Annotated in this window: 31 protein-coding genes; 9 read left to right on the forward strand and 22 right to left on the reverse strand. The window is 32.7% G+C overall.

Annotated features, from left to right (window positions below; genetic code table 11):
- Positions 1-39: 39 nt before the first annotated feature.
- A complete protein-coding gene (locus MHH94_RS11750) occupies positions 40-876 on the forward strand; it encodes a hypothetical protein (RefSeq protein ID WP_243893252.1) in 837 nt (278 codons plus the stop codon).
- Positions 876-1,331: a YaiI/YqxD family protein gene (locus MHH94_RS11755; RefSeq protein WP_058591766.1), complete on the forward strand. Its 456-nt coding sequence runs from the start codon at positions 876-878 to the stop codon at positions 1,329-1,331. Before MHH94_RS11750 ends, MHH94_RS11755 begins: the two co-directional genes overlap by 1 nt.
- Positions 1,332-1,349: 18 nt before the next feature.
- Here MHH94_RS11755 and MHH94_RS11760 read toward each other — a convergent pair whose 3' ends face one another.
- Entirely contained in the window at positions 1,350-1,601 is a 252-nt protein-coding gene (locus MHH94_RS11760; protein WP_078355492.1) for a hypothetical protein, read from the reverse strand.
- A gap of 75 nt (positions 1,602-1,676) precedes the next feature.
- On the opposite strand from MHH94_RS11760, the gene MHH94_RS11765 reads away from it, so the two are divergent.
- Positions 1,677-2,246: an LOG family protein gene (locus tag MHH94_RS11765; RefSeq protein WP_058591650.1), complete on the forward strand. Its 570-nt coding sequence runs from the start codon at positions 1,677-1,679 to the stop codon at positions 2,244-2,246.
- Here the strand turns inward: MHH94_RS11765 and MHH94_RS11770 are convergent.
- The 10 genes from MHH94_RS11770 to MHH94_RS11815 form a co-directional block, all read right to left on the reverse strand.
- Positions 2,221-2,691, reverse strand: a complete 471-nt coding sequence (locus MHH94_RS11770) for a DUF523 domain-containing protein (protein ID WP_078355491.1) — start codon at positions 2,689-2,691, stop codon at positions 2,221-2,223. The two genes, MHH94_RS11765 and MHH94_RS11770, sit on opposite strands and share 26 nt — an antisense overlap.
- A gap of 12 nt (positions 2,692-2,703) precedes the next feature.
- Positions 2,704-3,243 carry a GNAT family N-acetyltransferase gene (locus MHH94_RS11775; protein WP_058591652.1) on the reverse strand — a complete coding sequence of 180 codons (540 nt, stop codon included), beginning with the start codon at positions 3,241-3,243 and terminating at the stop codon, positions 2,704-2,706.
- A 68-nt stretch (positions 3,244-3,311) separates the two neighbouring features.
- Positions 3,312-3,644, reverse strand: a complete 333-nt coding sequence (locus MHH94_RS11780) for a DUF779 domain-containing protein (protein WP_025904728.1) — start codon at positions 3,642-3,644, stop codon at positions 3,312-3,314.
- Positions 3,645-5,165 (reverse strand): acetaldehyde dehydrogenase ExaC, encoded by a 1,521-nt coding sequence (exaC, locus tag MHH94_RS11785; protein ID WP_232179404.1) that lies wholly within the window; start codon positions 5,163-5,165, stop codon positions 3,645-3,647. It lies immediately after the preceding gene.
- Positions 5,166-5,483: 318 nt separating this feature from the next.
- On the reverse strand, positions 5,484-7,055 hold the full coding sequence (locus tag MHH94_RS11790) for a Gldg family protein (RefSeq protein WP_106417416.1): 1,572 nt from the start codon (positions 7,053-7,055) through the stop codon (positions 5,484-5,486).
- An 86-nt stretch (positions 7,056-7,141) separates the two neighbouring features.
- Positions 7,142-7,435 (reverse strand): hypothetical protein, encoded by a 294-nt coding sequence (locus MHH94_RS11795; RefSeq protein WP_049319685.1) that lies wholly within the window; start codon positions 7,433-7,435, stop codon positions 7,142-7,144.
- Positions 7,436-7,503: 68 nt separating this feature from the next.
- A complete protein-coding gene (locus tag MHH94_RS11800) occupies positions 7,504-8,355 on the reverse strand; it encodes an SA0632 family lipoprotein (RefSeq protein ID WP_107603058.1) in 852 nt (283 codons plus the stop codon).
- Positions 8,356-8,425: 70 nt separating this feature from the next.
- A complete protein-coding gene (locus tag MHH94_RS11805) occupies positions 8,426-10,468 on the reverse strand; it encodes a cation:proton antiporter (RefSeq protein WP_058591656.1) in 2,043 nt (680 codons plus the stop codon).
- Between the two features lie 18 nt (positions 10,469-10,486).
- Positions 10,487-10,924: a GNAT family N-acetyltransferase gene (locus tag MHH94_RS11810; protein ID WP_078355488.1), complete on the reverse strand. Its 438-nt coding sequence runs from the start codon at positions 10,922-10,924 to the stop codon at positions 10,487-10,489.
- An 11-nt stretch (positions 10,925-10,935) separates the two neighbouring features.
- Positions 10,936-11,688 carry a sulfite exporter TauE/SafE family protein gene (locus tag MHH94_RS11815; protein WP_065380982.1) on the reverse strand — a complete coding sequence of 251 codons (753 nt, stop codon included), beginning with the start codon at positions 11,686-11,688 and terminating at the stop codon, positions 10,936-10,938.
- 143 nt (positions 11,689-11,831) lie between these two features.
- Between MHH94_RS11815 and MHH94_RS11820 the strand changes: the two genes are divergently transcribed.
- On the forward strand, positions 11,832-12,515 hold the full coding sequence (locus MHH94_RS11820; protein ID WP_025904720.1) for a DUF1129 family protein: 684 nt from the start codon (positions 11,832-11,834) through the stop codon (positions 12,513-12,515).
- A 202-nt stretch (positions 12,516-12,717) separates the two neighbouring features.
- Here MHH94_RS11820 and MHH94_RS11825 read toward each other — a convergent pair whose 3' ends face one another.
- The 6 genes from MHH94_RS11825 to MHH94_RS11850 all read right to left on the reverse strand — a co-directional run bounded on the left by MHH94_RS11825 (position 12,718) and on the right by MHH94_RS11850 (position 16,931).
- The gene (locus tag MHH94_RS11825; protein WP_119648935.1) at positions 12,718-13,260 is read right to left on the reverse strand and encodes a hypothetical protein; all 543 of its coding nucleotides are present in this window, start codon (positions 13,258-13,260) and stop codon (positions 12,718-12,720) included.
- A 30-nt stretch (positions 13,261-13,290) separates the two neighbouring features.
- A complete protein-coding gene (locus tag MHH94_RS11830; protein WP_078355485.1) occupies positions 13,291-13,818 on the reverse strand; it encodes a GNAT family N-acetyltransferase in 528 nt (175 codons plus the stop codon).
- Between the two features lie 114 nt (positions 13,819-13,932).
- A complete protein-coding gene (locus tag MHH94_RS11835; protein WP_232156628.1) occupies positions 13,933-14,637 on the reverse strand; it encodes an amino acid ABC transporter permease in 705 nt (234 codons plus the stop codon).
- Between the two features lie 5 nt (positions 14,638-14,642).
- The gene (locus tag MHH94_RS11840; protein ID WP_058591661.1) at positions 14,643-15,338 is read right to left on the reverse strand and encodes an amino acid ABC transporter permease; all 696 of its coding nucleotides are present in this window, start codon (positions 15,336-15,338) and stop codon (positions 14,643-14,645) included.
- Between the two features lie 11 nt (positions 15,339-15,349).
- Positions 15,350-16,177 (reverse strand): transporter substrate-binding domain-containing protein, encoded by an 828-nt coding sequence (locus MHH94_RS11845; protein WP_078355484.1) that lies wholly within the window; start codon positions 16,175-16,177, stop codon positions 15,350-15,352.
- Positions 16,178-16,187: 10 nt separating this feature from the next.
- Positions 16,188-16,931 carry an amino acid ABC transporter ATP-binding protein gene (locus tag MHH94_RS11850; protein WP_119648933.1) on the reverse strand — a complete coding sequence of 248 codons (744 nt, stop codon included), beginning with the start codon at positions 16,929-16,931 and terminating at the stop codon, positions 16,188-16,190.
- A 189-nt stretch (positions 16,932-17,120) separates the two neighbouring features.
- Here MHH94_RS11850 and MHH94_RS11855 point away from each other — a divergent pair, with 189 nt between their 5' ends.
- Positions 17,121-18,404 carry a homocysteine synthase gene (locus MHH94_RS11855; protein ID WP_340841221.1) on the forward strand — a complete coding sequence of 428 codons (1,284 nt, stop codon included), beginning with the start codon at positions 17,121-17,123 and terminating at the stop codon, positions 18,402-18,404.
- A 142-nt stretch (positions 18,405-18,546) separates the two neighbouring features.
- Positions 18,547-19,302 (forward strand): oxygen-insensitive NADPH nitroreductase, encoded by a 756-nt coding sequence (gene nfsA, locus MHH94_RS11860; RefSeq protein WP_106417419.1) that lies wholly within the window; start codon positions 18,547-18,549, stop codon positions 19,300-19,302.
- 53 nt (positions 19,303-19,355) lie between these two features.
- On the opposite strand, the gene MHH94_RS11865 is transcribed toward nfsA, so the two are convergent.
- Both MHH94_RS11865 and MHH94_RS11870 read right to left on the reverse strand, forming a co-directional pair.
- Positions 19,356-20,033 (reverse strand): ABC transporter ATP-binding protein, encoded by a 678-nt coding sequence (locus MHH94_RS11865; RefSeq protein ID WP_048541848.1) that lies wholly within the window; start codon positions 20,031-20,033, stop codon positions 19,356-19,358.
- Positions 20,034-20,035: 2 nt separating this feature from the next.
- Complete coding sequence (locus MHH94_RS11870; RefSeq protein WP_340841224.1) at positions 20,036-21,088, reverse strand: ABC transporter permease; 1,053 nt, start codon at positions 21,086-21,088, stop codon at positions 20,036-20,038.
- Positions 21,089-21,269: 181 nt separating this feature from the next.
- On the opposite strand from MHH94_RS11870, the gene MHH94_RS11875 reads away from it, so the two are divergent.
- The gene (locus MHH94_RS11875) at positions 21,270-21,689 is read left to right on the forward strand and encodes an OsmC family protein (RefSeq protein WP_048541845.1); all 420 of its coding nucleotides are present in this window, start codon (positions 21,270-21,272) and stop codon (positions 21,687-21,689) included.
- Between the two features lie 55 nt (positions 21,690-21,744).
- Here MHH94_RS11875 and MHH94_RS11880 read toward each other — a convergent pair whose 3' ends face one another.
- Positions 21,745-22,644 carry a DNA-3-methyladenine glycosylase family protein gene (locus tag MHH94_RS11880; protein WP_058591665.1) on the reverse strand — a complete coding sequence of 300 codons (900 nt, stop codon included), beginning with the start codon at positions 22,642-22,644 and terminating at the stop codon, positions 21,745-21,747.
- A 135-nt stretch (positions 22,645-22,779) separates the two neighbouring features.
- On the opposite strand from MHH94_RS11880, the gene MHH94_RS11885 reads away from it, so the two are divergent.
- Positions 22,780-23,679, forward strand: a complete 900-nt coding sequence (locus MHH94_RS11885) for an ABC transporter substrate-binding protein (RefSeq protein ID WP_078355480.1) — start codon at positions 22,780-22,782, stop codon at positions 23,677-23,679.
- 444 nt (positions 23,680-24,123) lie between these two features.
- Positions 24,124-24,681: a TetR/AcrR family transcriptional regulator gene (locus MHH94_RS11890; RefSeq protein ID WP_058591667.1), complete on the forward strand. Its 558-nt coding sequence runs from the start codon at positions 24,124-24,126 to the stop codon at positions 24,679-24,681.
- Positions 24,682-24,762: 81 nt separating this feature from the next.
- Here the strand turns inward: MHH94_RS11890 and MHH94_RS11895 are convergent, their stop codons facing one another.
- Complete coding sequence (locus tag MHH94_RS11895; RefSeq protein WP_048541837.1) at positions 24,763-25,092, reverse strand: hypothetical protein; 330 nt, start codon at positions 25,090-25,092, stop codon at positions 24,763-24,765.
- 63 nt (positions 25,093-25,155) lie between these two features.
- Positions 25,156-26,589 carry a sucrose-specific PTS transporter subunit IIBC gene (locus tag MHH94_RS11900; RefSeq protein ID WP_106417421.1) on the reverse strand — a complete coding sequence of 478 codons (1,434 nt, stop codon included), beginning with the start codon at positions 26,587-26,589 and terminating at the stop codon, positions 25,156-25,158.
- Positions 26,590-26,623: the final 34 nt, after the last annotated feature.

Raw genomic sequence — 26,623 nt, forward strand, 5'->3', positions numbered from 1 at the left:
TAAGATATATTATAAGAAATGACTACGGAGGAATGACTCATGAATGATAAAGTTAAATTAATTGTTAACACATTACCACTTGTATTAGTTCCACTAATTAGAGAACGCAAAAAAATAAAAGAACATCCAGATGTTAAACATGTAACTGAAACGACTGTTGATTTTTCACATAAAGTAAAAGATAAAACAATCGAAACGAAAGATAAAGTTGTAGAAAAAACACAACCTGTAAAATCATATGTTGTTCAAAAGAAACGTTTATATGAATATAACAAACAAATGAAACAACCTTTTAAAGAAGAACAAAAAGAAGCAAAACAACAACAAAAAGAAATTGATCATTTAGATAAAAAACTTCAAAAAAATATCGATGCTCGTAATAAAGAAGAAGAAAAAGCACAAAAAGAAAATAAAAAAGCGCGTATTAAAGAATTGACTCATTACCAAAAAGTTGAAGAACAACAAGCTAAAAAAGGTGAAAAACTTCAAAAAGAAAACGAAAAAGATGTGACGAAGTTAGATAAAAAGTTACAAAGTAATATCGAAGCGCGTGAACAAGAAGAACAAAAATTAGAGCAACAAAACAAAGAAAAACGTATTAAAGAAATAAAGAAATATGAGGGACATCAAATGAACACAGCAACTACACAAAGCAGTAATGCAAAATCAATCAACGACGTAAGCTCTAAACAAGCAAAACCAAACATTCAAGAATTAGTCAATGAAAGAGTTAGAAATGAGAAAAAAGAAAAATCTAGTCATCTTCTATTTAATCAACATAAATCGTCAATGTCTCAACATATCAGTCAATTTCCATATGATGAACATACGACTGAACACCAAAAATCTAAGAAAAGATTTCGTCGCAATAAATGATTAACAGAATTATTATAGATGGAGATGCTTGTCCAGTTACGGATGATATCATTCGCTTAACTCAACATACAAGCATCTCTGTTCTTATTATTAGAAGTGTTAACCATTTCTCACTAAGGGAATATCCCGATTATGTTTCAACAATATATGTTGATCATGGTTCAGATAGTGCAGACTTTAGAATTGTCAAATTGACGCAACCAGATGATATCGTTGTGACGCAAGATTATGGACTAGCGAGTCTTTTATTAAATAAAGCCCTTCATGTTATCCACCATAAAGGTTACGAGTATACGCCTCAAAATATTGAACAACTGTTAACACAAAGACATATTTCTGCTCAAGTACGTCAACAAGGTGGTAGAACGAAAGGACCTAAAAAACTCACACAAGATGACCATAAAGTTTTTTCAGAATTTCTATCAAAATTAATAAAAAAACATTCTGGACAATGATAATCGTCCAGAATGTTATTATTCTATCATTTGTTTTTTAGCTTTTTCTAAATTAACTTTATCTATTTCTTTCATTTGTTCTAATTCTAAACGCATCTTATCCGTCTCTAATAGATAGTTCTCATGCTTTAATTTTTCAAGCTCTAATTCATCTTTAACACGTTGGGATTTAATTTTTTCTATTCTAACCGTTTTACTTTGGTGGTTTTTTATAAGACCTGCTACTGATGAAATAAGCACAATAAGCACGACCATTAAAAATATATTCACAGTTATACCCCCTTCTTAAATAAATAGAAGTATCTTTTAAGTTATTATACTACATATGCGAGAGGAGTAATATATATGAAGAAAATTGCTGTTTTCTGTGGCGCAAGTAAGGGAAATGACCCAATTTATACAGAACAAGCTTATGTGTTAGGTAAATATTTAGCCGAAAATAAATATGAGTTAGTATACGGTGCCGGATCAACTGGTATGATGGGAGCAGTTGCCAATGGTGTCATTGACCATGATGGTATTGCTATTGGCGTAATGCCAAGATTTTTAGGAGAACGTGAAATCGCTCATGAGAATTTAACAGAATATCATGTTGTCGAAACAATGCATGAAAGAAAACAAATGATGTCTGATATGGCTGATGCATTCATTATGTTACCTGGTGGTGCTGGTTCTTTAGAGGAATTCTTTGAAATTTATACATGGTCTCAAATAGGACTACATCATAAACCAATTGGTGCATTAAATACTAAACAATTTTTCAATCCATTAAGTTTAATGATTGATCATTTAATATCAACTGAATTTATCAGTTCAGATTATAAAAATTTAGCGATTATTAAAGAAAATATCGATGATTTATTTAGTGCTATGAAAATGGCACAACCCGTTAAACTTCGTGATTATCAAAAATAGTTAAAAATGTTTTTTCATCATAGACGTTAATACCATTTAATGTAAAGAGGGCTGTCGTAACACCGACACCTTCTTTTTTATTTCCCGTAAATGTACCATCGTATATAACAGTACTACCACATGAAGGACTGTCACTTTTCAGAATAACTGTATCGGCATTTAAATCTTTAATAATAGAGAGTGCACGTTTAGCGCCTTCTTTAAATTGTATTGTGACATCACGACCTGCAACAGTCATGACCTTTGCTTGATCATTCCACACATCATAACCATCTCCTCCGATGATTTCTGCTGGTTCTCTAGGAACTTGTAAGCCACCTAATATTTCAGGACAAATACTAATTGCTTTCTTCTCATCTATTAGATTCTTATAGAACAAATCTAACTTATGGTTGCCATCATACCTTACTTTTTCTCCAACTAAACATGCACTAATAACGATCATATCATCTACTCCTTACAATACTTTATGATATAAAACATGTGCTGCTAAATCATCATCATATATGACTTTTGGATGTAAGAAATTCCTAATATGGTTCATTTCTAATTTTTCCATGACTCTTCTGGAAGGTTTATTAATTTCCGACGTAAAACTATACACTTCATCGATACCTTTTGATTTAGCATATGTTAATACTGCTTCCGCCGCTTCTGTTGCTAACCCATTACCCCATACATCCTTATCCATGCGCCAACCTATTTCATAAAAAGGTAATTCTGGGAAACTTAATTCGCTACCTTCTGGAATATAATTCAAACCTACCATACCAATAAAGCTTTTAGTTTCTTTTAATTCCACAGCAAATAAACCAATTTCATGTTGATCGATGACCGATTTCATTTGGTCAATCATATTTTCAGTCGCACGATAGCTCAATATATCTGGAAAGTACCTTCTCACTTCAGGACTTGCATTCATACTTTGAAATAATGCAACATCCTCATCTTTCCAATTTCTAAGTATTAAACGTTTTGTTTCAATGTAATGTTTCATTTCATTCACCCAACCTTTATCATATTCAAAAAAGGATGTACTAATATTTTAGCACATCCTTCAAAAAATTATGATCTTACTGAACTCCTAATGTGAAATCTCTTCCCAGTTGGGCCTTCTATACTAAACATACCGCCTCTTCCATCAACAACATCGACTTCTAAATTCGTATGTTTCCAATATTCATATTGCTTATTATTCATATAGAATGGGACACCTTCAATTTCACCTAATTTCACGTCTACATCTCCAATTATTAATGTTCCTTCAACAAATAACATTGGAGAGCTACCATCACAACATCCACCTGATTGATGAAATATAAGGTTTTCACCATGCGTTTTCTTTAATTCTCTAATGAGTGATTTGGCTTTTTCAGTAGCAGTGACTTGTTCAGTCATTTAGAACAGTCCTGCAGGCTTCTCGTCATAACTCACGAGTAAGTTTTTAGTTTGTTGATAATGTTCTAACATCATCTTATGGTTCTCACGGCCAATACCACTCATTTTGTAACCACCGAAAGCAGCGTGAGCTGGATAAGTATGGTAGTTATTCACCCATACACGACCTGCTTGGATTCCTCTACCAAAGCGATAAGCTTTATTTTGGTTTCTAGTCCAAATACCCGCACCTAAACCATATAAAGTATCATTCGCCATTTCTAAAGCTTCTTCATCATCTTTAAATGTCGCTAATGATAATACTGGTCCAAAAATTTCTTCTTGGAATATTCTCATATTTTGTGTGCCTTTAAATATTGTTGGTTCAATATAGAAACCATTTTCTAATTCTCCAGCTTCTTCTCTTACATTACCACCAACTAATACTTCTGCACCTTCTTGTTTACCAATATCTAAATAACTCTTAATTTTTTCAGCTTGTTCTTGTGACGTTTGTGCACCCAGCATTGTTTCTGGATCTAGAGGATTACCTGTCTTAATTTGTTTTACACGCTCGATGCATTTTTCGATAAATTTATCATAAATATCTTCATGTACCAATGCTCTTGATGGACATGTACATACTTCACCTTGGTTAAGTGCGAACATCACTAATCCTTCAACAGCTTTATCTAAGAAGTCATCATCTTCATCCATAATATCTTTGAAGAAGATATTTGGTGATTTACCACCTAATTCAAGTGTTACTGGAATTAAGTTTTGACTCGCATTTTGCATGATGATACGACCAGTAGTTGTTTCACCCGTAAATGCAACTTTATTAATATTTTCATGTGTCGCTAAAGCTTGTCCTGCTTCCGCACCAAAACCATTTACAACATTAATCAAGCCTTCTGGTAATAAGTCTTGAATCAGTTCAATAAAATGTAAAATTGAAACAGGTGTTTGTTCTGCTGGTTTAAGTACAACAGCATTACCTGTAACGATTGCTGGCGCTAACTTCCAAGTAGCCATTAATAATGGGAAGTTCCATGGAATAATTTGACCAACTACTCCAATAGGTTCCTTAAAGTGATACGCTACTGTATTGTCGTCAATTTGAGAGATTGCCCCTTCTTCTGCTCTGACAACTCCAGCAAAATATCTAAAATGATCTACAACTAATGGTAAATCAGCTGCTAGACATTCTCTAATAGGTTTACCATTATCAAATGTTTCAACAACTGCTAATTCTTCTAAATTTTCTTCAATACGATCTGCTATATCTAAGAGTAATTGCGAATGTTCAGCTGGCGACTTTTTCGCCCACTCAACTTGTGCTTTATGTGCTGCTTTAACTGCTTCATCTATATCTTCTTTTGTAGAACGAGGAATTTTTGCATATACTTCACCAGTTACTGGCGATCCATTATCAAAGAATTCACCATTTTTAGGATCCACCCATTTACCACTGATAAAGTTCTGATACTTGTCTTTAACTTTGTATTTTGCATTTGCTGCAGTTGGATATTCAAAAGCCATATTAAAACGCCTCCCTTAAATTGATTACAGTTTAATTTTAATCTACGGAAACGCTTACATCAACTAAAATGCATTTTACATTATTAATAAAAATTTAAATAAAAAGTTACAAATAACTATATATAAATAGCGTCTGGAGCATAATCATATGCCCAGACGCTTTAATGTCGTTATATGAAATTTATTGAGATACTGCTAACTGCCAAAATTCCAAATTGAGGTAATTAGAATGCTGTAACTTCCATTATTCTGAATTGTGGTAGTTAGAGAGTACTCATTAAGGGACATTTCTCAGAATTATGTCCCTAACGACACCCGTTATTGTATATTTAATGTGGTTTTAGCTATCACGTTGCCGCCTGATAAGACTTCAACTTCTACTTCGTTGTCTGCTTCGTTTGCTATTTTGGATTTAAAATACCAATCTGTTACACCGTTTTTAATTTTTGGTGATACTGAACTTGAAACTCCTGGTGCTTGTCCGTCGAACATACCTACTTCTCGCCCGTCTTTATTTTTGATCGACATTTGGAATTTATTATTTACTAATTTCGATTCATCGACATGGACTGTTATTTCAAATTTCTCTTGTTTTTGAACGGATGATGGCATTTCAAATGTACCTTGTTCGCTATTGGATGTTTGATTATTATTTTGTTGCTTAGAACTAGACGTCGTTGATTGATCAGCTTTATTATTTTTACTTTCTGCTTTTGCACCATAGCTTCCAGATGCATAAGTTGAGGAATCATACCATTTATAGCCTTGTTTAGGTGTTCCCCAAGGTTCTTTTTCATTTTCTCTACTATTCTCAGGTTGTTCAAAATTCAATAAATCAGTCTTTTCATCAAGTTGAACATTCATGGATGATAAATCTTGGTCATCATCTTTTTTATTTAACCAATCTACAATTTGCATAATCATTTTTTGGTTATCTTCTTCTTTAAATCCATCATAAGTCTTTTTAGTTTCTCCGTTGTCTTCACGTTTATACTTTGGTGACTTGTCTTCTACCATTGAAGAATCGCCTATAAATGCGCCTTTACCTTTAGAAACTTTACTCACAGCAATATATGGACCTTCATTGCGGCCACCACCATTGTATATGCCTTGGTCTACTGCATGATTCCATGCATCATCTTTGGATAATTTAGGAACAAAAGCGACACCTTTTGCTTTATCAGGATCTGTAATAGCGATTGTTGAACCGGCATGCATCGATACTGCTTTAACACCTTTAGTAATTCCAAAACTATCTTTTTCATCTGCCAAATCATCAACTTTAATGTTACCTAATGCATTGTATCTAAATCTCAAGCCAAACACTTCGTTTAAGAAATCTCTACTTTGAACATCTTTCATCTTATCTGAGGAGCTTTCTTCAGCGTTCATGCCTTTTGTAGGATTATCAAAAGCACCTCTTCTATAACCATTCATCACTTCTGAAGAATCATATCGATTAAAGTTTCTATCGGCATTATAATGATCACTAATCATTAATATACTTCCACCAGACTTCACATATTGCTCTATAGCATCTTGTTCACTCGCTTTAAGTGGATTATTAGCCTCTGGAATAACAACGACTTCATAATCTTTCATCTTATCATAATTTAATAATTGGTTATATCCTAAATCTGTTACTTCATAGTTTTCTTTCGTTAATGCATCAGCAAAATCAGAAAAGCCACCATTAATGACCCAATCTGCACTGCCTGCTGTTTGACCATGTGCACTATCAAACAAGACTTTCCCTTTAATGTCATCACTTTTAGGTGATAATACAATTTTTCCTTCTTTGCCTTCTTTCTCAGTTACGTCATTTGAACAACCCGCAATAACAAAGACAAGCAATGTTATTAAACTCCAGATCGACAGTTTAGACCTCATTATATTTCTCCTTATGTATAAAATATGGAGCGAGTGAGAAATCTTTTATACTTAAAAGATTTCATCATCCCGCTCCGTTATGTGTACTATGCTTTTCTAATATATGTTAGCAGTTTAATTGTTACAGGATCAGTATCATAATTTTTAAAGCCTCTAGGAACTTCAATCGTTGCATCAATCAAATCATTAACTTCGTTAAAACGATATGTGACTTGATTAATATTAGATTTGCGATTAAAAATTACTGCTTCTGATGGCCAACTTCTAACCTCACCTGTTGTTGATTGTAATGTTCGACCTGTGATTGTTTCGATTTCATGACCTAATTCTAATAATGTCATTTTTCCGCCTTCAATCAGAACAAATTCTTTTTCGTGCACGATGACATCCCTCTTTTCAAATAATCCTTTGTTGTTTATTCCCTAATACAATTCAATCTAAACGCGACCTATAAATCTAATTTAAATGATTTTACTTTATCAGTTGCATCATCAAATGTAGCAGTTTTACTTACGCCACCGTGTATATTGAAAGTAGCACGGTTATTTTTAAGCGCTTCATAGGCTTTTTGAGAAATTGGAATAGATTTTAAACTTTTTGTCTTTTCTCCTGGCTGATATTCATCTGTATTTTCTTTAGACTTTTTCATGTACTTTTCATTGTGAGAGTCTGGTATAAATGATGCATAATCAGATCGTTGTTTATGACTACCATCTTGAATAGACACCGTATTATCATAGTATAACTTATGATTAGAAGTATTTTCAGTTAATACTTCATACATCACGACATAACCATTTTTCGCACCATTAAAAAGTAAGACCTGTCCTTCAGGCATGTTATGCACTTGGAAAATTTGCAAATGATCAATATTGACTTTCATGCCACTGTCTTCAAATTGAAAATGTTTATCTCTAAGATCATGAATGAGTTCAACATCTCCATTTGTTGATGTTCGAATTGTATTAGGAAATGGCTTTTTTGCTGAGTCCTCTTTACTTTCAGTACTTGAAGTTTCTTTTTTATCTTTAGAATCATCTTTGCTTCTTTTAGATTCTTCTGTATCTGTTTGGTTGCTTTTCACTTCATCTTCAAGCTTTTTTAATTGTTCTTCTTTATCTTTAATACTTTCTTTTAACTTTTCATTTTCTTTTTCTAAAGACTTTTTATCTTTTTGATAATCTTTAGTCGATTTCTCTAAAGATTTAATTTCTTGTTCTAGATTTTTCTGTTCATCATCATTGCCACACGCTGCTAGAATAATTGATGAGCTCACCATAAGTAAAAGTGCCTTCTTCATAGGTGTCGCCTCCTATATATAGTCTTAAACATTTTACCACACAACATGTAAGCTATCTATTGAAAACAAACTATATGCTGTTACCGAGAACGATCATTTCATCATAATTAACAGATTCTCTTAGTTTGATTGCCATTGAACGACTGACTTTACCTTCTTCTGTTAACTGATTAATCATTTCTCTTTGAATTCTTAATGCGTAAATTTCCATTTCTGTATATACAGCAGTGTGATTGCCTTTGAAGTAATCAGGCGTTAATCTTTCAACTTTGTTCAAGTAAGAATCACATACGATGCTAATTTCAAATTCGTTGTTGTCATTCATTTCTTCTGTTAATCTTTTAACAACATTGAAATGCACTTCTTTACTTATAAATCTCATCTCTTTAATGTTACTTTCAATTGAAAGTGAACTTGTAGCACTGATGAATGTTTTAATTTTTCTACGTCTAATAAACAATTTCAACATTAATTTTGCTTTTGTATATAAAGAAGCATTTTTAAATGTTGATGAACGTTCTGTAATTTGTCTGTAGTTATCAAATGTACTTTGAGATATTTTATTTTCTTTAATGAGTTTATCCAACGTATTGAATTCTGTATCAATCGCAATGCGTTGCATACGTTCTAACTCTTTAATATCTTCATCTTTTTCTTCATTTTCTCTTAAGAATGATAATTGCATATGATAACTGCGTGTGATTTTACCGTAAATATAGCTTGTTTCTTTACTGTAAAATTCTTGTAGATTTTCTAATGCACTTTCAATTAATAAAATTTTAGCTTCGTTAAATGTTAGTAAACTTTGATCTTTCGGTTTAGCTTTTGGTGTAACGAGCGGTAATATTAATTGTGCGAGTACAAGACTGATTAAAATAACACCTGTTGCGATAAACAATAGATGATCACGATAAATAAAATCAGTGTGTTCTGACAATTTAAATGGCAACATCAATGCAATTGCTAATGAAATGGTACCGTGAACACCACAAACCGTCATAATAAACGCATATTTAAAGCGATTTGGTTTATCTACTTGAGATTCTGGGGCAATATCTTTACCCGTATTTAACATTTTAGAAAATCGACTTTCTGGTAAATAGAAATATGGATATGAAATAAGCACCCAAATATATCTAAATAGATACACTAATGCAGCTACAAATAATGTAATACCTATCACATGCATAATTTCATGTTGTGGTTCTTCTAATATATTAATCATGACTTCAGGTATTAAGAAGCCTAATAAAATAAATACAAAACCGTTTAATAAATAACTCAGTAAATCCCAAGTATGATTATATGTTACTTGCTCTTTCGTTGTTGCTTGAGCAATTCTATCTTTTTCGACACCGTGAATTAAACCTGCAATAACTGCAGCAATAATACCTGATGAATGGAATGTTTCAGCAATAATATAAACTAAAAATGGTGTAATAACCTGGATGAACGTAAGCATATTACCGTTATTAATACCATTTCGTGTTAAATAAACACGTAACTGTACAACACCATAACCAATGATTAGCCCGACAATTGCGCCACCGATTGCAGTTATAAAGAACTGTCCAACTGCACCGGTTAAGGAGAATGAACCACCTACTAATGCGGCTAATGCAATCTTAAATGATAAGATACCTGCAGCATCATTTAGTAAAGATTCACCTTCTAATATGGTCATAGCTCCTTTAGGCAATAATTTACCTTTCGCAATAGCTTGAACTGCTACCGCATCTGTAGGTGAAACAATTGCACCAATCGCGAAACATGCAGCTAATGGTAATTCTGGCCAGATAATATGTAATAAGAAGCCAAGACCAATAACTGTTGAGAATACAAGCACTAATGCCATTGACATAACGGGTTTCAAATACCTCGCTAAATGAACACGCGATACCGAAATACCTTCTAAAAATAGCAACGGTGCAATAATACCTACCATAAATACTTCTGACTCAAAATTTAATTCAACTGGAATTGGAGATAAGAATATAACAAAACCAATTATAATTTGAACAAAACTTAAAGGTATTTTAGAAATATAATGATGTATGATTGAACTTAGGATAATACCCATGATGAACCATAAAAAACCTTCAAATATGGCCATAAAATTCCTCTCTTCTGTTTAAAATAGCTTTTTACGCATAATAACTTTTTCAACTTCGTAGTCCATTGATTCATTTAAATGAATCATTGTTTTATTGTGAGCATGGACTGTTGAAACGATGGTATACGCACCCATATCTTTCGCCCACTTTTCTATTTCTCGTTTCAAAGCGGTTGCTATACCTTTATTTCTTTGACTTTTATCTACGAGAAGGTTGTATATCTTAACCTCTCGATCATGAACATTATATTTCGCCCATATAAAACCGATACATTCATCTTGAATTAAAGCACCTTTCAAAACACTCTTCTCATATTCAAGAGACCGCTTTATCGCCTCATATTCCAATGATGTAGCAAGTTTCAAACTTTGATTTTCCTCTTTAAATGATGAAGCAGCCATTTCACTAATGTTATAAATCATTGCGTCATCTTCTATATTTTTTATGACAACCATTTTTAACCTGCCTAATTATTCTCGATTAGTAACTTAATTGCTAAAATAAATATGATAATAAACATCACAATTTTCAGTTTCTTTTCAGGTAAAGAAACCGTTAAACGACCACCAATAAAGCCACCTAGACCTGAACCAAGTGCTAAACTTATGGCAAATGGCCAATTAACATAACCTTGAAAAATAAAAACAAAGGTAGATAATGATAAGTAAATCGTTATAACTAACGTCTTCATACATTGAACTTCTGCATAAGTCAGTCTTGGCATAATTAAATTTAAAGCGATAATAAATAAAAATCCTACAGCAGCTTGAACAATGCCACCATAAATACCAAGTGCTAGAAAAACAATAATAAGAAGGAAAATTCTAAAGGTAGATAATTTTTCAGATTGTTTTTGTGTATCTTTCCATCTGGTAGGAATAATCATAACGATTAAAACGAGAAGCATAATAATACCTAACATGCGGTTAAAGACAGCATCCGGGAGATTTATAGCGTAATGAACGCCGATAAAAGAGCCAATTATAGCAGGCACACTTAACATCAAACTCAACTTAACATTTTTCATGCCTTTTATGTAAAACACATATAAGCCTAATAAATTTTGAACTAAAATCGCAACCCTGTTCGATGCATTCGCAACAGTAGTTGGTAATCCAAAAAATATAAGTAACGGCAAGACAATTAACGAGCCACCAGCCGATACAATATTAATCGTTCCTGCAAAAATCCCTACTAAAAAGATAATAAATAATGTCATAATCTCCAAGACTACACCACCTGTTACATTTAATAATATCGAAAAATTAATCATCTGTAAAAAGTATAAACCTCAAATTTGTAATGTTTTATTAGAAAATACTTGTTAGAATAAAATTATTGATAACAGAAAGGAAAACGCTGATGAAAAAATCAACACGCGACCTTATAATAGAAAACAACGTAAAACGATTAAGACTCAATAGTCACGATAGAGAAGTTTACGAAAATTATATAACATATGTACGCGCAAATTTGAGCATCAATGAATATGACTCAGAGAAAATGCTGCTCAATATACTCAATCATTTATTAAGTGCCGAAAAAGATGGTATGCATGCCATGGAATTTTTTGAACACGATCCAAAAAAACATGCCGACACGATGATTAGAAATATGCCAAATAGAACATTCCAGAATATATTTAAATTCATCGGATTACACATCCTTATATTGTTAGGTGTCTTCTCATTCATAAGAGGATTCACAGGATTCTTCACACAAGTTGAATTCACTTATCTTTACACATTCCTCATAACCTTTGTAACAGGATTTACGATGATTTTTATATTTATATGGATGATATTTAAAGTCGTTCAAATACGAATATATAGCGAATCCAATTGGACAACCATGATTACTAATATATTGATATTCGGGACATTAGTTGTGACGATACTAGCCTTTTATTTACCAGGGGTCTATTTACAATTAGGACCTAAAATATATACATCAAATTGGGCATATATCATACTTTCATTCATACTAACACCACTCGGATTATATATAGATCACCACAGAAAAATAGACCAGCCCGATTCAAGGTAGGTAAGACAATAGAGCAGAGCAAGCGGAACCATCGTTGGATATGGTTCCGCTTGTTTCATTTAATGTGGTATTAGGAAATTACCAGGCCGATAATTTATTTTATCAGCCTGGTAATCTCGTTTTCGGGCCGATAATTTATTTTATCAGCCTGGTAATCTCGTTTCTGGACCGGTAATTTTATTTATCGGTCCAGAAAGTCACTTCATATAATAAAAGTACCTATATATAGAATTAAAAATATCAATAGTGTTTCAATATTTATAAAAAACACATTTGGACTAATACCTTTTTTGTATCTTGTTACATAATATATAAGTATGCCAATATAATAGACAATCAATAATCCCCATATTAGAAATAATAAGCCTATCCCATATTCATTATTTTGAATTAAATGTATACCAAATAGTAATAGCCAAACTGATTTCAGTATATTACCTACTACTTCTAATGGATCAGACACTATTTTGAACATTTTATCTATAGTTTCTGCTCTAAACAAATTCGTATAAGATATTAAATCACAAATCACTTGAAGAAACATGGATACACTCATCAGTATTGTAAACATCAATCCAAATACCAATACAATGCCATTTAAGTCCCCATCAAGTTTTGCATAATAATTTAAAGGAATTTGGCTAAAACAGATAAAGATTATTGTAAACATCGTATGAATAATATAGAATTTTTCATTTTTAATTAAGTAATTAGCCAATAATAACAAACATATATAAACGCCCAACCCTACTACCACCATATTACTGACCTATCTTTAATAGTTTTCATTTACGATGGCATATAGGTAATGATCTTTCCATTCGCCATTTATTCTTACGTTAGATCTGTTTAGTCCTTCGCGAGTCATACCTGCTTTTTCTAATACTCTAACTGAACCGATATTTGTTGGTTGTACGCCTGCTTCAACTCTATGAAATCCTAACTCATTAAATGCGATACGAATGACTTCTTTTGCTGCCAATGTTGTAATACCTTTTCCGTTGTATGCTACGTCTAATGCATAACCCATCATACAGCTTTGAATATTGTGTCTGACGATTGCAAATAAATCTATCGTTCCGATTACTTTATTATCTTCTTTATGTACAATGACATAGTGATAGCCTTTATCTTCTGTCATATCTTGTAAATGTTTATCTATAATTTTTCTATAATTATAGAGTTGATAGTCTGAATCTTTGCGATCTGCTGCTGAATACGATTCAAATAGTGCTCTATTACGTATATCTATATCTAACAATTCATTTGCGTCTTTCATTTCAACTGGTCGGATTTCAATCATGATGCACCCCCGTTATTTATTTATCTATTAGTATACACTTATACGATGTAAAGTTATAAAAAATAAGGTCATAGATTAAATTTCCTAGGAAATGATAATCTATGACCTTGCGCTTTATGTTTGATATAAATATTTTCCAACTCTGTTTTCCATCTTGCCAAAAATCCATTCGAAAATGATAGCCATAATCCAATATATTGCACTTGCTATAATATATACTTCAACAAAACGATAACCGTCGTTAGCAATAATTTGGCTGATTGCGAGTATTTCTGTTACTTGCACCACAAACGCGATTGCTGTCCCTTTAATTAAAGCAATAAATTGATTACCTAAGTTTGGAATTGCATAACCTAAAGCTTGAGGTATCACAATTCTCATGAGTATATGTCGCTTTCTAAGTCCAACTGTTAGTGCCGCTTCTATTTGTTTATCATCAACACTTCGTAAACCGCCACGCATCACTTCTGTCAAATACGCAGCTGAATGTAATGTAAATACAAATAATACGATTGCTAAAGGATTGATACCATCAGGATCAATGTTCCAGTGCCACATTTTGTTTAACCACTCTATTACTACAGGTGTTCCATAATAAAAAGCAAACAACTGAACGATGAGTGGTGTTGATCTGAAGAATGAAACAAATATGACAATGAGTTGATTAATAACTGGATACTTAGCTTGTCTTATTAATGCAAAAGCAGTACCAATCACTAATCCAAATACCATACTGACAACTGCTATTAATAACGTTGTCGGCACACCTTTTAAAATATCTCCAACATGTTCATACATAAAAGGAAAATCTATCGTCAAATTGCTCACCTCATTTGTTCAGTTTGATATGGAATATTGTATTTCTTTTCTAAAAGCATCACGATAAACTCGACTATGATACAGATGACCCAGTAAATGATACAAATCGCGACATATACGGGAAACATACCTAGTCCGTAGTTATTACCGATAATTAAATTCACTTGTCCCATCATATCGATTAAACCGATTGTAAATGCTAATGATGTGTCTTTAATCAGTTCTATAACTTGATTACCGATGTTTGGTAAACTATTTCTAAATCCTTGTGGAATAATAATTCTTAATAAAATTGTACGATCATTAAGACCAACTGTTTTCCCTGCTTCAATTTGTCCTTTATCAACAGAGTTATAACCAGCTCTCATCACTTCTGATAAATATGAACCAGTATGTAGCGTGAATGTCAAAATAACAAAGAAAAGTCTACTAAAATGATTAATATCAATGTAAACCCACTGCAATATGATCGGTAACGCAAAATATACTAAAAATAGTTGTAATATAAGTGGCGTACTTCTGACAAAGGATACATATAATTTTACGATTTGGGATAGTGCAGGTACTTTTTTGATTCTAATAACTGCTAATACTAGCCCCAATATCATCGCAAATAAAAGAGAAAGAACAGTAATAAACAATGTAATTGGTAGTTTATCCAGTATTTGCGCAAACAAATCTGGCCAAGTGGTAGTTCCCATATGTCTCCTCCTTATAAGCGGTCTTTAATATCATTTAATGACTCTTTATCATCAAATATATTAAATCCAAACCATTTTTTAGATAAGTTCTCTAGCGTACCATCTTCTTTTAATTCTTTAGTTGCTTTGTCTATATCTTTTTGTAATTGCGTATTTTTCTTGTTATATAAAATATGAACAGATTCTTTTGAAACAACGCCACCAACTTTCACGTCAGCATTGAGTTCTTTTTGAATTGCTTGGTAAGTTGTTAAGTTTAAGAACATGGCATCTCTTCTTTTAGATTCAATCATTTTGAAATTTTCACCATTTGAAACTTTATGGATTTCATCAATGTCGATTTGATTTTTATGAGTCTTGTTGTAACCTGTTAAGATTGAATATAAGCCGCCACTCGGTGACATAGGCGTTAGACTTTTATGTTGTAAATCATCTAAAGTTTCAATATCATTTGTATCATTATGTACAATAAGTGTTGTTAAAGAATAAACATAAGGCTCCTTCTGATACAAAAATTTCTGTTCTCGCTCAGGGGTTTTGAAGAACCAATTAATGCCCATATCAAATTTACCAACACCAATACCAACAACGTTAGATTCTTCTTCTCCAAATTCATATTGGAAATCATATTGTGGTAATTTCTTTTCAAGCTCTTTCATATAATCCATATCGTATCCGACTGGTTTATTATCACTATCTGTATATAAATAAGGCGGATTGACTTCTGCAGATAAAGCCACTTTGACAACTTTTTTGCCGTTATTTTCTTTCGTGATTGTGCCGCAACCAGATAAAGAGATGATGAGCATCATCAAAATCAATAATTTAATATATTTCATTCTTTACCTCCTACAATCCGACTGGTGTTAAACGACTTAAGAATCTTCTCGTACGCTCAGACGCTGGATTATCAATAACGACTTCCGGTGTCCCACTTTCAATAATTTCACCTTTATCCATAAACACAACTTGATCAGATACTTCTTTCGCAAATTGGATTTCATGCGTTACGATAACCATCGTTCTACCTTCGCTTGCAATTTCTTGAATGATATTTAACACACCTTGTACAGATTCAGGATCAAGTGCTGAAGTTGGTTCATCTAATAACAACACTTCAGGCTCGATACTGAGCGCTCTCACAATACCAACTCGTTGCTGTTGTCCACCTGACAGTTGAACAGGATAAACATCCGCTTTATCATCTAAAGATACTTTTTTAAGATATTTCATAGCTTTCTCTTTAGCTTCTTTCTTCTTCATTCCTTGTCCGTATATCAAACCTTCTGTAATATTTTCTAAAATTGTACGGTTTTTAAACAAATTATAGTGTTGAAAAACCATTGCAGATTGACTTCTTAAGCGTGTAACATCCTGCTTTTGATAATTTTCTACATTGAACTTACAATTCCCGAGTTCGATTAATCCTTTATATGGTGTTTCAAGCATATTTAAACTTCTTAGTAGTGTCGTCTTCCCCGATCCACTTGGTCCAATAATTGTTGTGACGGTACCTTTTTCTTGTTCAAAATTTATATTCTTCAAAATTTCTTGTGTACCAAATTTATGATACAATCCTTCAACTTTAAGCAAGTCATCCACTCCCGAACATAATAATATGTTGAATTTATCACAACTATTCTTATAAGTAAAGTCGGTTTTAATTCAAATACGCATTTTAACAGCCTTAATGAATTTTTCTTAGCTTTTAACTCGGATTTAATTGAATTTTTTAAATTGTCTGACTATAATGGCATATATAACTTAAGGAGGTAATTATGAATGACACAAGAAAATTGGAATAAAGAGACATTAGCAATTCACGGTGGTCAAGTACCTGATCCTGTAACAGGTTCTACAGCTGTACCTATTCATCAAACAACTTCATATACGTTTAAATCTACTGAACATGCGAAGAACTTATTCGCATTAGCTGAAGAAGGGAACATATATTCTCGAATTATGAACCCAACGAATGATGTATTCGAGAAACGTATCGCTTTATTAGAAGGCGGACTAGCAGCATTAAGTGTTGGTAGCGGTCAAGCAGCCATTACTTTGAGTATATTAAATATTGCAGAAAGTGGCTCTGAAGTAGTCGCATCTACTAACCTATATGGTGGTACATATAATTTATTTGCTGTAACTTTAAAGAAATTCGGCATTAAAGTACACTTTGTAGATCCAGATGACCCAGCAAATTTTGAAGCAGCAATCAATGAAAACACGAAACTTATTTTCGCTGAAACAATTGGTAACCCACGTATCGATGTATTAGATATTGAAGCTGTTGCTAAAGTGGCTCACGATAATGGCATTCCATTAATCGTTGATAATACATTTGCTACGCCTCACCTACTACAACCAATTAAATTTGGCGCTGACATCGTTGTTCATTCTGCGACTAAATTTATTGGTGGGCATGGTACATCAATTGGTGGTGTGATTATAGATAGTGGTCAATTCAACTGGGATAATGGCAAATTCCCTGGATTAGTTGAACCTGATCCAAGTTATCATGGTGTATCTTATGTCAATGACGTTGGTGCAGCTGCATACATTACGAAAGCACGTGTACAATTGCTGCGTGACATTGGACCAGCACTATCACCATTTAATGCACAACAATTCCTAATCGGACTTGAAACTTTACATTTAAGAACAGAACGTCATTCTGAAAATGCTCAAAAAGTTGCAGAGTTTCTAGAAAATCACGAAAAAGTAAGCTGGGTTAATTATCCTGGACTTAAATCTAATCAATATCACGAACTCGCAACTAAATACTTACCTAATGGCCAAGGCGCTATCTTAACATTTGGTGTTAAAGGTGATTCAGAAGCTATTCCCGAATTTGTTGAAGCACTGAATTTATTCTCTTTATTAGCAAACGTTGCTGATTCTAAATCACTTATCATACACCCAGCAAGTACGACACACCAACAATTAACAGACGAAGAACAACTTGCATCAGGTGTTACGAAAGACTTAGTACGCTTATCAGTTGGTACAGAATCTAGTGAAGACATTATTAAAGATTTAGAACAAGCGTTAAATAAAATTAAATAAGCTTCACTTAATAAGCGTTTGGGATGTCATATGATATCCTAAACGCTTATTTTTCTACTCTTTAAAGCACCTTATATGAATATTTTTAATATTTTTGATAACATTTATATATCATAAGTATTATAAAGGAGCACTGAACACAATGAATCAAAGCGTATTTGACTTAACTCAACAGCATCGATCTGTTAGACAGTTTAAAGATGAACCTCTTTCTAAAGAGACTGTAGAAAAATTAGTAAAAGCAGGACAAATGGCTTCAACTTCAAGTTACGTTCAAGCTTATTCTATTATTGGTATTACAGACCCAGAAATTAAACAAGCATTAAAAGAAGTATCAGGGCAACAACATGTTGTCGATAACGGTTATTTATTTGTGTATGTGATAGATTATTACCGTCATAGTTTAATTAACCAAGAAACACAAGGCAATATGCAATCTAGTTTTGAGTCAGCTGAAGGCTTGCTCGTTGGTACGATAGATGTTGCACTTGCTGCACAGAATGTTGCTTTAACTGCTGAAGATATGGGACTAGGTATTGTTTATTTAGGATCATTACGTAACGATGTTGGTCGAGTGAGTGAGATATTAAACTTACCTGAGCATGTCTTCCCACTATTTGGTATGGCTGTCGGTGTACCGAGTGATGACGATCAAGGTTCACCTAAGCAACGTTTACCATTTGAACATGTCTTCCACGAAAATCAATATAATGCCGACAAAGAGCAACAACTTACTCAAATTAAACAATATGACAAAGATATCCAAGAATATTATGAAAAACGCACACAAGGTAAACGCTCAGAATCTTGGTCAGAACAAATTAAAAATATGATGAGCAAAAAAACAAGACCAGATATTCTAGAAAAATTAAATCTCAAAGGTTTCATTAAAAAATAAGCACACAAAAAGCGGCTGTGAGATGATTAACATTCTCCAGCCGCTTTTCCTAATTATGATACTTGTTCCTCAATTCTTCCGTCACTTAATTTAATCACTTTATCTGCAAATTCAAATATTCTTTCATCATGTGTAATCATAATACCAATCGAATTATTTTCTTTCACACTATTTTTAATCATTTTTGCTACTTCTATTGCACGTTTTGAATCTAAACTTGCAGTAGGTTCATCTGCCAAAATCATTTTTGGATGATTCATCCAAGCTCTCATAATTGCAACACGTTGTTTTTCCCCGCCTGACAATTCATTTGGATATGATTTGAGTCTATGAGATAAACCAATTTGTTTTAATAATTTTTCAGCTCTTTCTTTAGCATCTTTCTTACGCATGCCAGCCATTTCTCCAACATAAACAAGTTGATCTGTAACATTTAAATATGGTATTAAGTGTGATGATTGAAAGATAAACCCTATTTGATTCAATCTCATATCTGTTAATTTTTTATCTGATAAGTCTACATAATCTAAATCGTCTAATGTTATTTCTCCTGAGCTTTTGCCAAGTAATCCACCAATAATAGAAAGTAATGTAGATTTCCCTGAACCAGAAGCGCCATTCAAAATAACAAGCTGTCCTTTTTCTGCTGTAAACGTAATATCGTTTAATACTTGTGTTTTTGCTTCTTTTTCTCCGAATGATTTTGTAACATGTTCAACAACTAATCCCATTATTATTCTCCTCCTATAGCTTCAAGTGGTTCGATTTTTGTCACTTTAATCAGTGATAGTACGGCGCCGATTAATGAAACAAAGATGAATACGGCTACCATTAACATCATTAAGTTTGCGTCAATATAGAATGGCATTGAAACTGGCATCACACTGTTGATAATGAATATAACGGCAATGGATAAGACCACGCCCACTAATGTGATCATCAGAATTTGCAACATTAATGATGCGATAAGTGATTTGTTTTTTGTACCGATTGCTTTTAAAATACCAAATTGGCTTGTTTTTTGAATTGTCATAACATAGAAGAATGCCGTGATAACAATAGCTGAAATAACGAATAAGAATACAATCATCAAGTTCAATGGTTGTTGTTCAGCATTATAACTTGGAATGGCATTTAACATGTCATCTTGTGAAATGACTTTAACATTGTCTACATCGTTGATTTCATTTTTTTGATGATCATTCAAGTTGTCATATGCAATGACTGAAATATGATGACCTTTCAATTTATCCATGCCATTTTTATTTACATAAGCCATAGATGTATGTGAGAACATGATATTATCAGCAAATCCTGAGATTTCAAATGATTGATCGCCTTCTGATAATTTAATTTCGTCCCCTACTTTAAAGCCTTCTGATTTTAATTTCTCATTCAATAACACTTCGTTTTTATTTTGAGGTAAATGTCCTTCTGTTGGTTTCGGTTTAATGTTATTTGTCATTTGTGTAAACATTAAATTCGTTTTTCCACTTTTAGTATCAATTTTTTGCATTGCTGTTTTGACTGTGTCGCCTTTAGCTATTGTATTAACAGCTTCATCAGTTTTCGTCGTAATATTAGACTGACTTAAGTTATTGTCAGCATCACTGGCTATTACGTACGTACTTTTATTCCATTGTTCAATTCCCGATACATTCTCTTTAGCCAATCCTTGTGCTAACGCTGATATAAATAACACTAAAAATGCTAATAAGAATAAAATTAATGTTACGAGTAAATATTTAAATTTGTAATAAGTAAGTTCTTTAAGTGCTAGTTTCATGTCTATCCGTTCCTCTCTCTTTAATGTATATATATATCATAACGAGGCAATATGAACTGAATATGAACAAAAAGACATAAAAACAAATTTTTTTATTTTAATGAATAATTATGGGAAAGACGATTTACTAGTCTATATTATTTGAAGTTGATACAATTTAAAAAAAGAGGAGGAGAGCTTAATGATTAAGTCTACTTGGCAAGGTAAGAAAACTTTTAAAGCACAATCCAAATTTGGCCACGACATCATTTCTGATGCACCAACAGAATCAGGTGGAGATGACAATGGACCATCTCCTGTTGAACTTATGTTAAGTGGTTTAGCTGGGTGTACTGGAATTGATGTTACCAATTTAATGAAAGAACGTTTAGCTCAAGTTACGAAATTGGAAATCACTGTAGATGATGAAAGAGAAGATACAACATCTCGATCAGTGAAACATGTCACATTAACATTCGATGTTGAAGGTGAAGTGGATTTAAAAAAATTAAAGCGTTCCATAAAACTGAGTGTCGATAAATATTGTACGGTTGCACATTCTTTAAAAGCAACAATTGAACCAAAACTTATCTTTAATGGTGAAGAACAAACTTTAGACTAAAAAATAAGAGTTGGATGAAATACCCTATTTATCGTAGAGATTTCAATCCAACTCTTTAATTTTGAATATATGGTGCTCGCCATATATAAAATGTTGCATAAGAACTCCACTCATGCCAACCTTCATTTAAACTTAACATTTGTTCTTTAGATGGTTTCTTATCTAAATTCAAGATGTCTTTCAATGCGTTTTGTAAACCAACATCTCCGATTGGAAAAGCATCCTGAACACCTAATGCACGCATCATAACATAATGTGCAGTCCATGGACCAATCCCTCTAATTTTAATCAGTGAACGCTCAATTTCATTCGTATCCTTAATATCCATCAACATGTCTTTAGATAACATTTGAGAATGCATTCTTTTGGCAATATCTATTAAATATTCTGCTTTTCTTCTTGAGAATTTCAAATCCATCAACTCTTGTACTGAAACATTCGCAATCACTTCAACTGTTGGATGGATATAATACGCTTTATGATTATACGTGATTTTCTCGCCATAAGTTTGAACAAGTCTCTTTTTAAGTTGGTATGCAAATGTTAAATTAATTTGTTGACCAATTATGCCCCAGGAAATAGCTTCAAATAAATTTGGAAGTCTAATCAATCTTAAACCATATAATTTACGGATTAATGGCTTTAATATTTCATTTTTCCTACCATATTGGTAAAACGATGATAAATCTGCTGAGAAATCAAACCATTCTTCTATATATGCAATTATTTTTTCGGTAAGTGCTGGATTTACAGAAACATCATTTAAAACCTCAACAATTAAGTAATGACTATGATAATAAATACATATCAACAGTCTCTCGCCATCTAAATTAATTGCACGATAAATTTTATGATCTTCAACTTCAAATAACACTTCATTCTCATCTCTTTTTAAATAATCTAAGCATTTTTCATAGTCGAATATTTTGGGACATTCTATTCTAATTTCATGCATGATACATCACCTCCATCGTTAAAGATATTATGCGTTATTTACAATTAATACACAAATTTAAAATATAAAAATTGATACTATTTAAAGAAATAACATGTTATAATTGAAAGTAATTATCAATTAGGAGAGAGAAAAATGACCAAAAAATTACTTGTATTCCTCGCTACATTGTTACTTGTATTAGCAGCTTGTGGCAACAAAGATGATGACTCATCTAAAAACAAAAGTCACAAATATAAAACAGATGAAGGTAAAACAGTTGAAATTCCTAACAATCCAAAACGTGTAGTCGTATTAACAACTAACCAAGGTAACTTCCAAAAACTTGGTGTTGATCCAGTCGGAACAGATGCTGATTTCCCTAAATCAAAATATGTTGACGATAAAGACGGGAAACGTGTTGGTTCTGAAGATGTTGAAGCTGTTACAAAGCTTAAACCTGATTTAATCATTACTTATAATGCTAACCCACAAATAAAAAAATATGAAAAAATAGCACCTACTGTACCATTCGACCACAGTAAACGAACTTTTAAAGAAGTACACATCGAAATCGGGAAATTATTAGGTAAAGAAGATAAAGCTAAAGAACAAATTAAAGAAATAGAAGATATCATGGCTAAAGATGGGAAAGAAGTCAAAGATAAAATCGGCAAAGACAGCACAGTTTCTATAATGGAAGTTGGACCTAAAGAACTTACATTAATCGGTAAGAACTTTGGTAGAGGTTCTGAAGTTATTTATCAAGGATTTGGATTTAAACATCCAGAAGCAGCACAAAAAGACATTCCTAAAGAAGGTTGGTTATCAACTTCATTCGAGAACTTTAATAAATACACTGGTGATTATTTATTAATCCCAACTGAAAATGGAAAAGCACCAAACTCTTCATTAACTAAAGGTAGCATTTGGAAAAATACACCGGCAGTTAAAGACGATCACGTATACTACTATCCAAGAAATGAATTTATGTATTCAGATCCAATTTCAGTCGAAAAACAATCTAAATACTTTAAAGATATGTTAACGAAATAATAAAGCAGAGACTAGGTCATAACGACCTAGTCTCTTCTATTATATAAGTATAAGTTATAGAAACTGTTGTGAACACTTCTGGCCAAACCTGTTTGTAACGAGGGCCTTGTGAACACTTCTGGCTAAACTTGTTCATAACGATGGCCTTGTGAACACTTCTGGCCAAACTTGTTCATAACGATGGCCTTGTGAACACTTCTGGCCAAACTTGTTTGTAACGAGGGCCTTGTGAACACTTCTGGCCAAACCTGTTCATAACGATGGCCTTGTGAACACTTCTGGCCAAACTTGTTTGTAACGGAGTTGTTAGTTACAAAACTACTGAGAATTGTAATTACTGGTCTCCTTATTTGCACTTCTAGCCAAAACTGCTAATAACGCACTCAGTATTTGCATTTCATGAATTTTATGCATACACTGTATATTAAAGGAGTGGAATTTATTTTGACTAAACAAACGGATTTACGTGTGATTAAAACTAAAAAAGCTCTCACAGAAACATTAGTCTCAATACTTAAAGAGAAGAATTTCTCAGATATTACTGTAAATGAAATTTGTCATGCATCTCTTATACATAGAACAACATTTTACAAGCATTTTATGGATAAGTTTGATCTTTTACAATATGCATTAAGCGAATATACGAAAGATTTCTTTGAATTAGATTTATACGATCGTCTGCACCATCCTTTTCAATCGATGGAGAAGGCATTTATCAGTGAGCTAAGTGACGTATTTGAAAAGCAAAAAGATAATAGTGATACTGCATTTATGGATGAACTTATTAAACACTTCATTGAAGTATTTAGTAAAGATTTCAAAAATAATATTGATAAAGTTACGACTCCTACCCACCTACCTCAATCTTTACTTCCGTTTATTTATGGATCTAATTTAGCGGCAATTATACATTGGTCTGAATTAGCAGATGGTGATATAGACTTTGAAAAGCTAGATAAAATATTTAACGAAATCAATATAATTAGCATGAATAACGGTTAATCAATTTCATCATTTGTATATAAAAAACCTTTCAATTTAGACCTGTTATGGTCTTCATTGAAAGGTTTTTAACGATGTTATTTATTGTTGAACGAGATTGTTAACGTAATCTTTGAATGCTTCTTTGTCGCCTTCTTCAATATCAATCATTGCAACTTTTCCTTGTGGGAATTCAATAAATAATACACCTTTATCTTCTATTGTAACAGCTTTGATGTCTTGATAACTAAATACTCTTTTATAAGGTTCACCGTTCATATCAACGCTCATAATGACACGTTCGTTTGTTGTAATATATGCCCCTTTAAATTGGCTTTGTTCGCCTACTTTATAAATGATTGTTCCTAATACACTTGGACCAACTTTTTCTGTAGGATATAATTCATTTTCATCAATTTCATTTAATTTCATGTTCAATACCTCCATTTAATAACTACTTCTATTGTACGAAATAATGAGAGGTCGTAACAAATATTATGATTGCACATCTCTATATGCTTTTCTTCTAGATAATAAAATTGTGACAACAAATGCGACAACAATTGCGATCGCCATACCGATAATATAGTTAAACCAACTACCTGGAGCTATAGAGATAAATCCTGGTAATCCCGCCGTGCCGAGTGCAATGGCTTTTACTTTTGTTGCAGCTACATAACAAGAACCGGCACCTGATCCTATTATTGCACCGATAAATGGATAACGTAATTTTAAGTTTATACCAAACATAGCTGGCTCTGTAATACCTAATAATGCAGAAATACCTGCTGCTGAAGCAGTACCTTTCATTTTAAGATTCTTCACAATAAAGAATGCTGCGAGTGTTGCTGCCCCTTGTGCTACGTTAGACATTGCTGCAATTGGGAATATAAATGATCCGCCTGTATTTGCTTTATCTGCAATCAATGTTGTTTCTATAGCGATAAAGCTATGATGCATACCAGTAATAACAATCGGTGCATATAGTAATCCAAATAATAATCCACCGATTGCGCCACCCGTTTCATATAACCAAGTTAAACCGTCAGATAAGAATGTCCCTGCAGTTCGTGTAACTGGTCCAACTACTAAAAATGTAACAAATGCTGTAAAGAATAATGACAGTAATGGTGTTAATAAATTATCTAAAGTAGAAGGAATGACTTTTCTAAATCCAATTTCTAACTTAGCAAGTATGTAAGATGCGACTAATATAGGTAACACTTGTCCTTGATAACCAACCATTTTGATAGAAAGTCCAAATATTTCCCAAGTTGGGATTTCGTCGCCTTTTACTAAAGCTTTAGGATAATCATAACCATTCATTAAACTAGGATGTACAAGTATCATACCAAGTGCTGCACCGAGAAATGCGTTTCCTCCAAACCGCTTCGCTGCACTAAACCCTATTAGAACTGGTAGAAACACAAATGGTGCATTCGCGAAAACATTAATCATATTGGCTAAACTTGCAAACTGATCATGAACATCAATAAATGACGCTTTATCATAAAATAAATCTTTAGCAGTTAAAATATTGTTAAGCCCCATTAATAAACCACCTGCTACAATTGCAGGAATAATCGGAACAAATATATCTGATAACATTTTTACAAATTGCTGAATCGGATTTAATTTCTTAGTCGACTTTTCTTTTACTTCTGATGTCGTAGATGCCTCTAATCCAGTTAAAGATTCCATTTCCGCAAAGACTTTATTAACCGTTCCAGAACCTATAATAATTTGATATTGCCCACCCGTTGAAAAAGTCCCCTTAACAATATCCATATCATTTAATTGGTCTTCATTTACTTGAGACTCGTCTTTTAATACAAGTCTTAATCGTGTGGCACAATGCGCAATAGCTTCAATATTATCTTTACCACCTATTGCTTCAGTAATATTCTGAGCTTCCTTTTTATAATTCATTGATTTCACTCCTTATTTATCCCATTCTTTTTGG

It is taken from the genome of Mammaliicoccus sp. FSL K6-3158 (genome assembly GCF_038005105.1).
Taxonomy (GTDB): Bacteria; Bacillota; Bacilli; order Staphylococcales; family Staphylococcaceae; genus Mammaliicoccus; species Mammaliicoccus sciuri.

Bases quoted from the DNA above. Each gene is read 5' to 3' on its own strand.
- MHH94_RS11750 (WP_243893252.1), top strand. From the start codon at position 40: ATGAATGATAAAGTTAAATTAATTGTTAACACATTACCACTTGTATTA.
- MHH94_RS11765 (WP_058591650.1), top strand. From the start codon at position 1,677: ATGAAGAAAATTGCTGTTTTCTGTGGCGCAAGTAAGGGAAATGACCCA.
- MHH94_RS11770 (WP_078355491.1), bottom strand. From the start codon at position 2,691: ATGATCGTTATTAGTGCATGTTTAGTTGGAGAAAAAGTAAGGTATGAT.
- MHH94_RS11775 (WP_058591652.1), bottom strand. From the start codon at position 3,243: ATGAAACATTACATTGAAACAAAACGTTTAATACTTAGAAATTGGAAA.
- MHH94_RS11780 (WP_025904728.1), bottom strand. From the start codon at position 3,644: ATGACTGAACAAGTCACTGCTACTGAAAAAGCCAAATCACTCATTAGA.
- exaC (WP_232179404.1), bottom strand. From the start codon at position 5,165: ATGGCTTTTGAATATCCAACTGCAGCAAATGCAAAATACAAAGTTAAA.
- MHH94_RS11790 (WP_106417416.1), bottom strand. From the start codon at position 7,055: ATGAGGTCTAAACTGTCGATCTGGAGTTTAATAACATTGCTTGTCTTT.
- MHH94_RS11800 (WP_107603058.1), bottom strand. From the start codon at position 8,355: ATGAAGAAGGCACTTTTACTTATGGTGAGCTCATCAATTATTCTAGCA.
- MHH94_RS11805 (WP_058591656.1), bottom strand. From the start codon at position 10,468: ATGGCCATATTTGAAGGTTTTTTATGGTTCATCATGGGTATTATCCTA.
- MHH94_RS11810 (WP_078355488.1), bottom strand. From the start codon at position 10,924: ATGGTTGTCATAAAAAATATAGAAGATGACGCAATGATTTATAACATT.
- MHH94_RS11815 (WP_065380982.1), bottom strand. From the start codon at position 11,688: ATGACATTATTTATTATCTTTTTAGTAGGGATTTTTGCAGGAACGATT.
- MHH94_RS11820 (WP_025904720.1), top strand. From the start codon at position 11,832: ATGAAAAAATCAACACGCGACCTTATAATAGAAAACAACGTAAAACGA.
- MHH94_RS11830 (WP_078355485.1), bottom strand. From the start codon at position 13,818: ATGATTGAAATCCGACCAGTTGAAATGAAAGACGCAAATGAATTGTTA.
- MHH94_RS11840 (WP_058591661.1), bottom strand. From the start codon at position 15,338: ATGGGAACTACCACTTGGCCAGATTTGTTTGCGCAAATACTGGATAAA.
- MHH94_RS11845 (WP_078355484.1), bottom strand. From the start codon at position 16,177: ATGAAATATATTAAATTATTGATTTTGATGATGCTCATCATCTCTTTA.
- MHH94_RS11855 (WP_340841221.1), top strand. From the start codon at position 17,121: ATGACACAAGAAAATTGGAATAAAGAGACATTAGCAATTCACGGTGGT.
- nfsA (WP_106417419.1), top strand. From the start codon at position 18,547: ATGAATCAAAGCGTATTTGACTTAACTCAACAGCATCGATCTGTTAGA.
- MHH94_RS11865 (WP_048541848.1), bottom strand. From the start codon at position 20,033: ATGGGATTAGTTGTTGAACATGTTACAAAATCATTCGGAGAAAAAGAA.
- MHH94_RS11870 (WP_340841224.1), bottom strand. From the start codon at position 21,088: ATGAAACTAGCACTTAAAGAACTTACTTATTACAAATTTAAATATTTA.
- MHH94_RS11875 (WP_048541845.1), top strand. From the start codon at position 21,270: ATGATTAAGTCTACTTGGCAAGGTAAGAAAACTTTTAAAGCACAATCC.
- MHH94_RS11880 (WP_058591665.1), bottom strand. From the start codon at position 22,644: ATGCATGAAATTAGAATAGAATGTCCCAAAATATTCGACTATGAAAAA.
- MHH94_RS11885 (WP_078355480.1), top strand. From the start codon at position 22,780: ATGACCAAAAAATTACTTGTATTCCTCGCTACATTGTTACTTGTATTA.
- MHH94_RS11895 (WP_048541837.1), bottom strand. From the start codon at position 25,092: ATGAAATTAAATGAAATTGATGAAAATGAATTATATCCTACAGAAAAA.
- MHH94_RS11900 (WP_106417421.1), bottom strand. From the start codon at position 26,589: ATGAATTATAAAAAGGAAGCTCAGAATATTACTGAAGCAATAGGTGGT.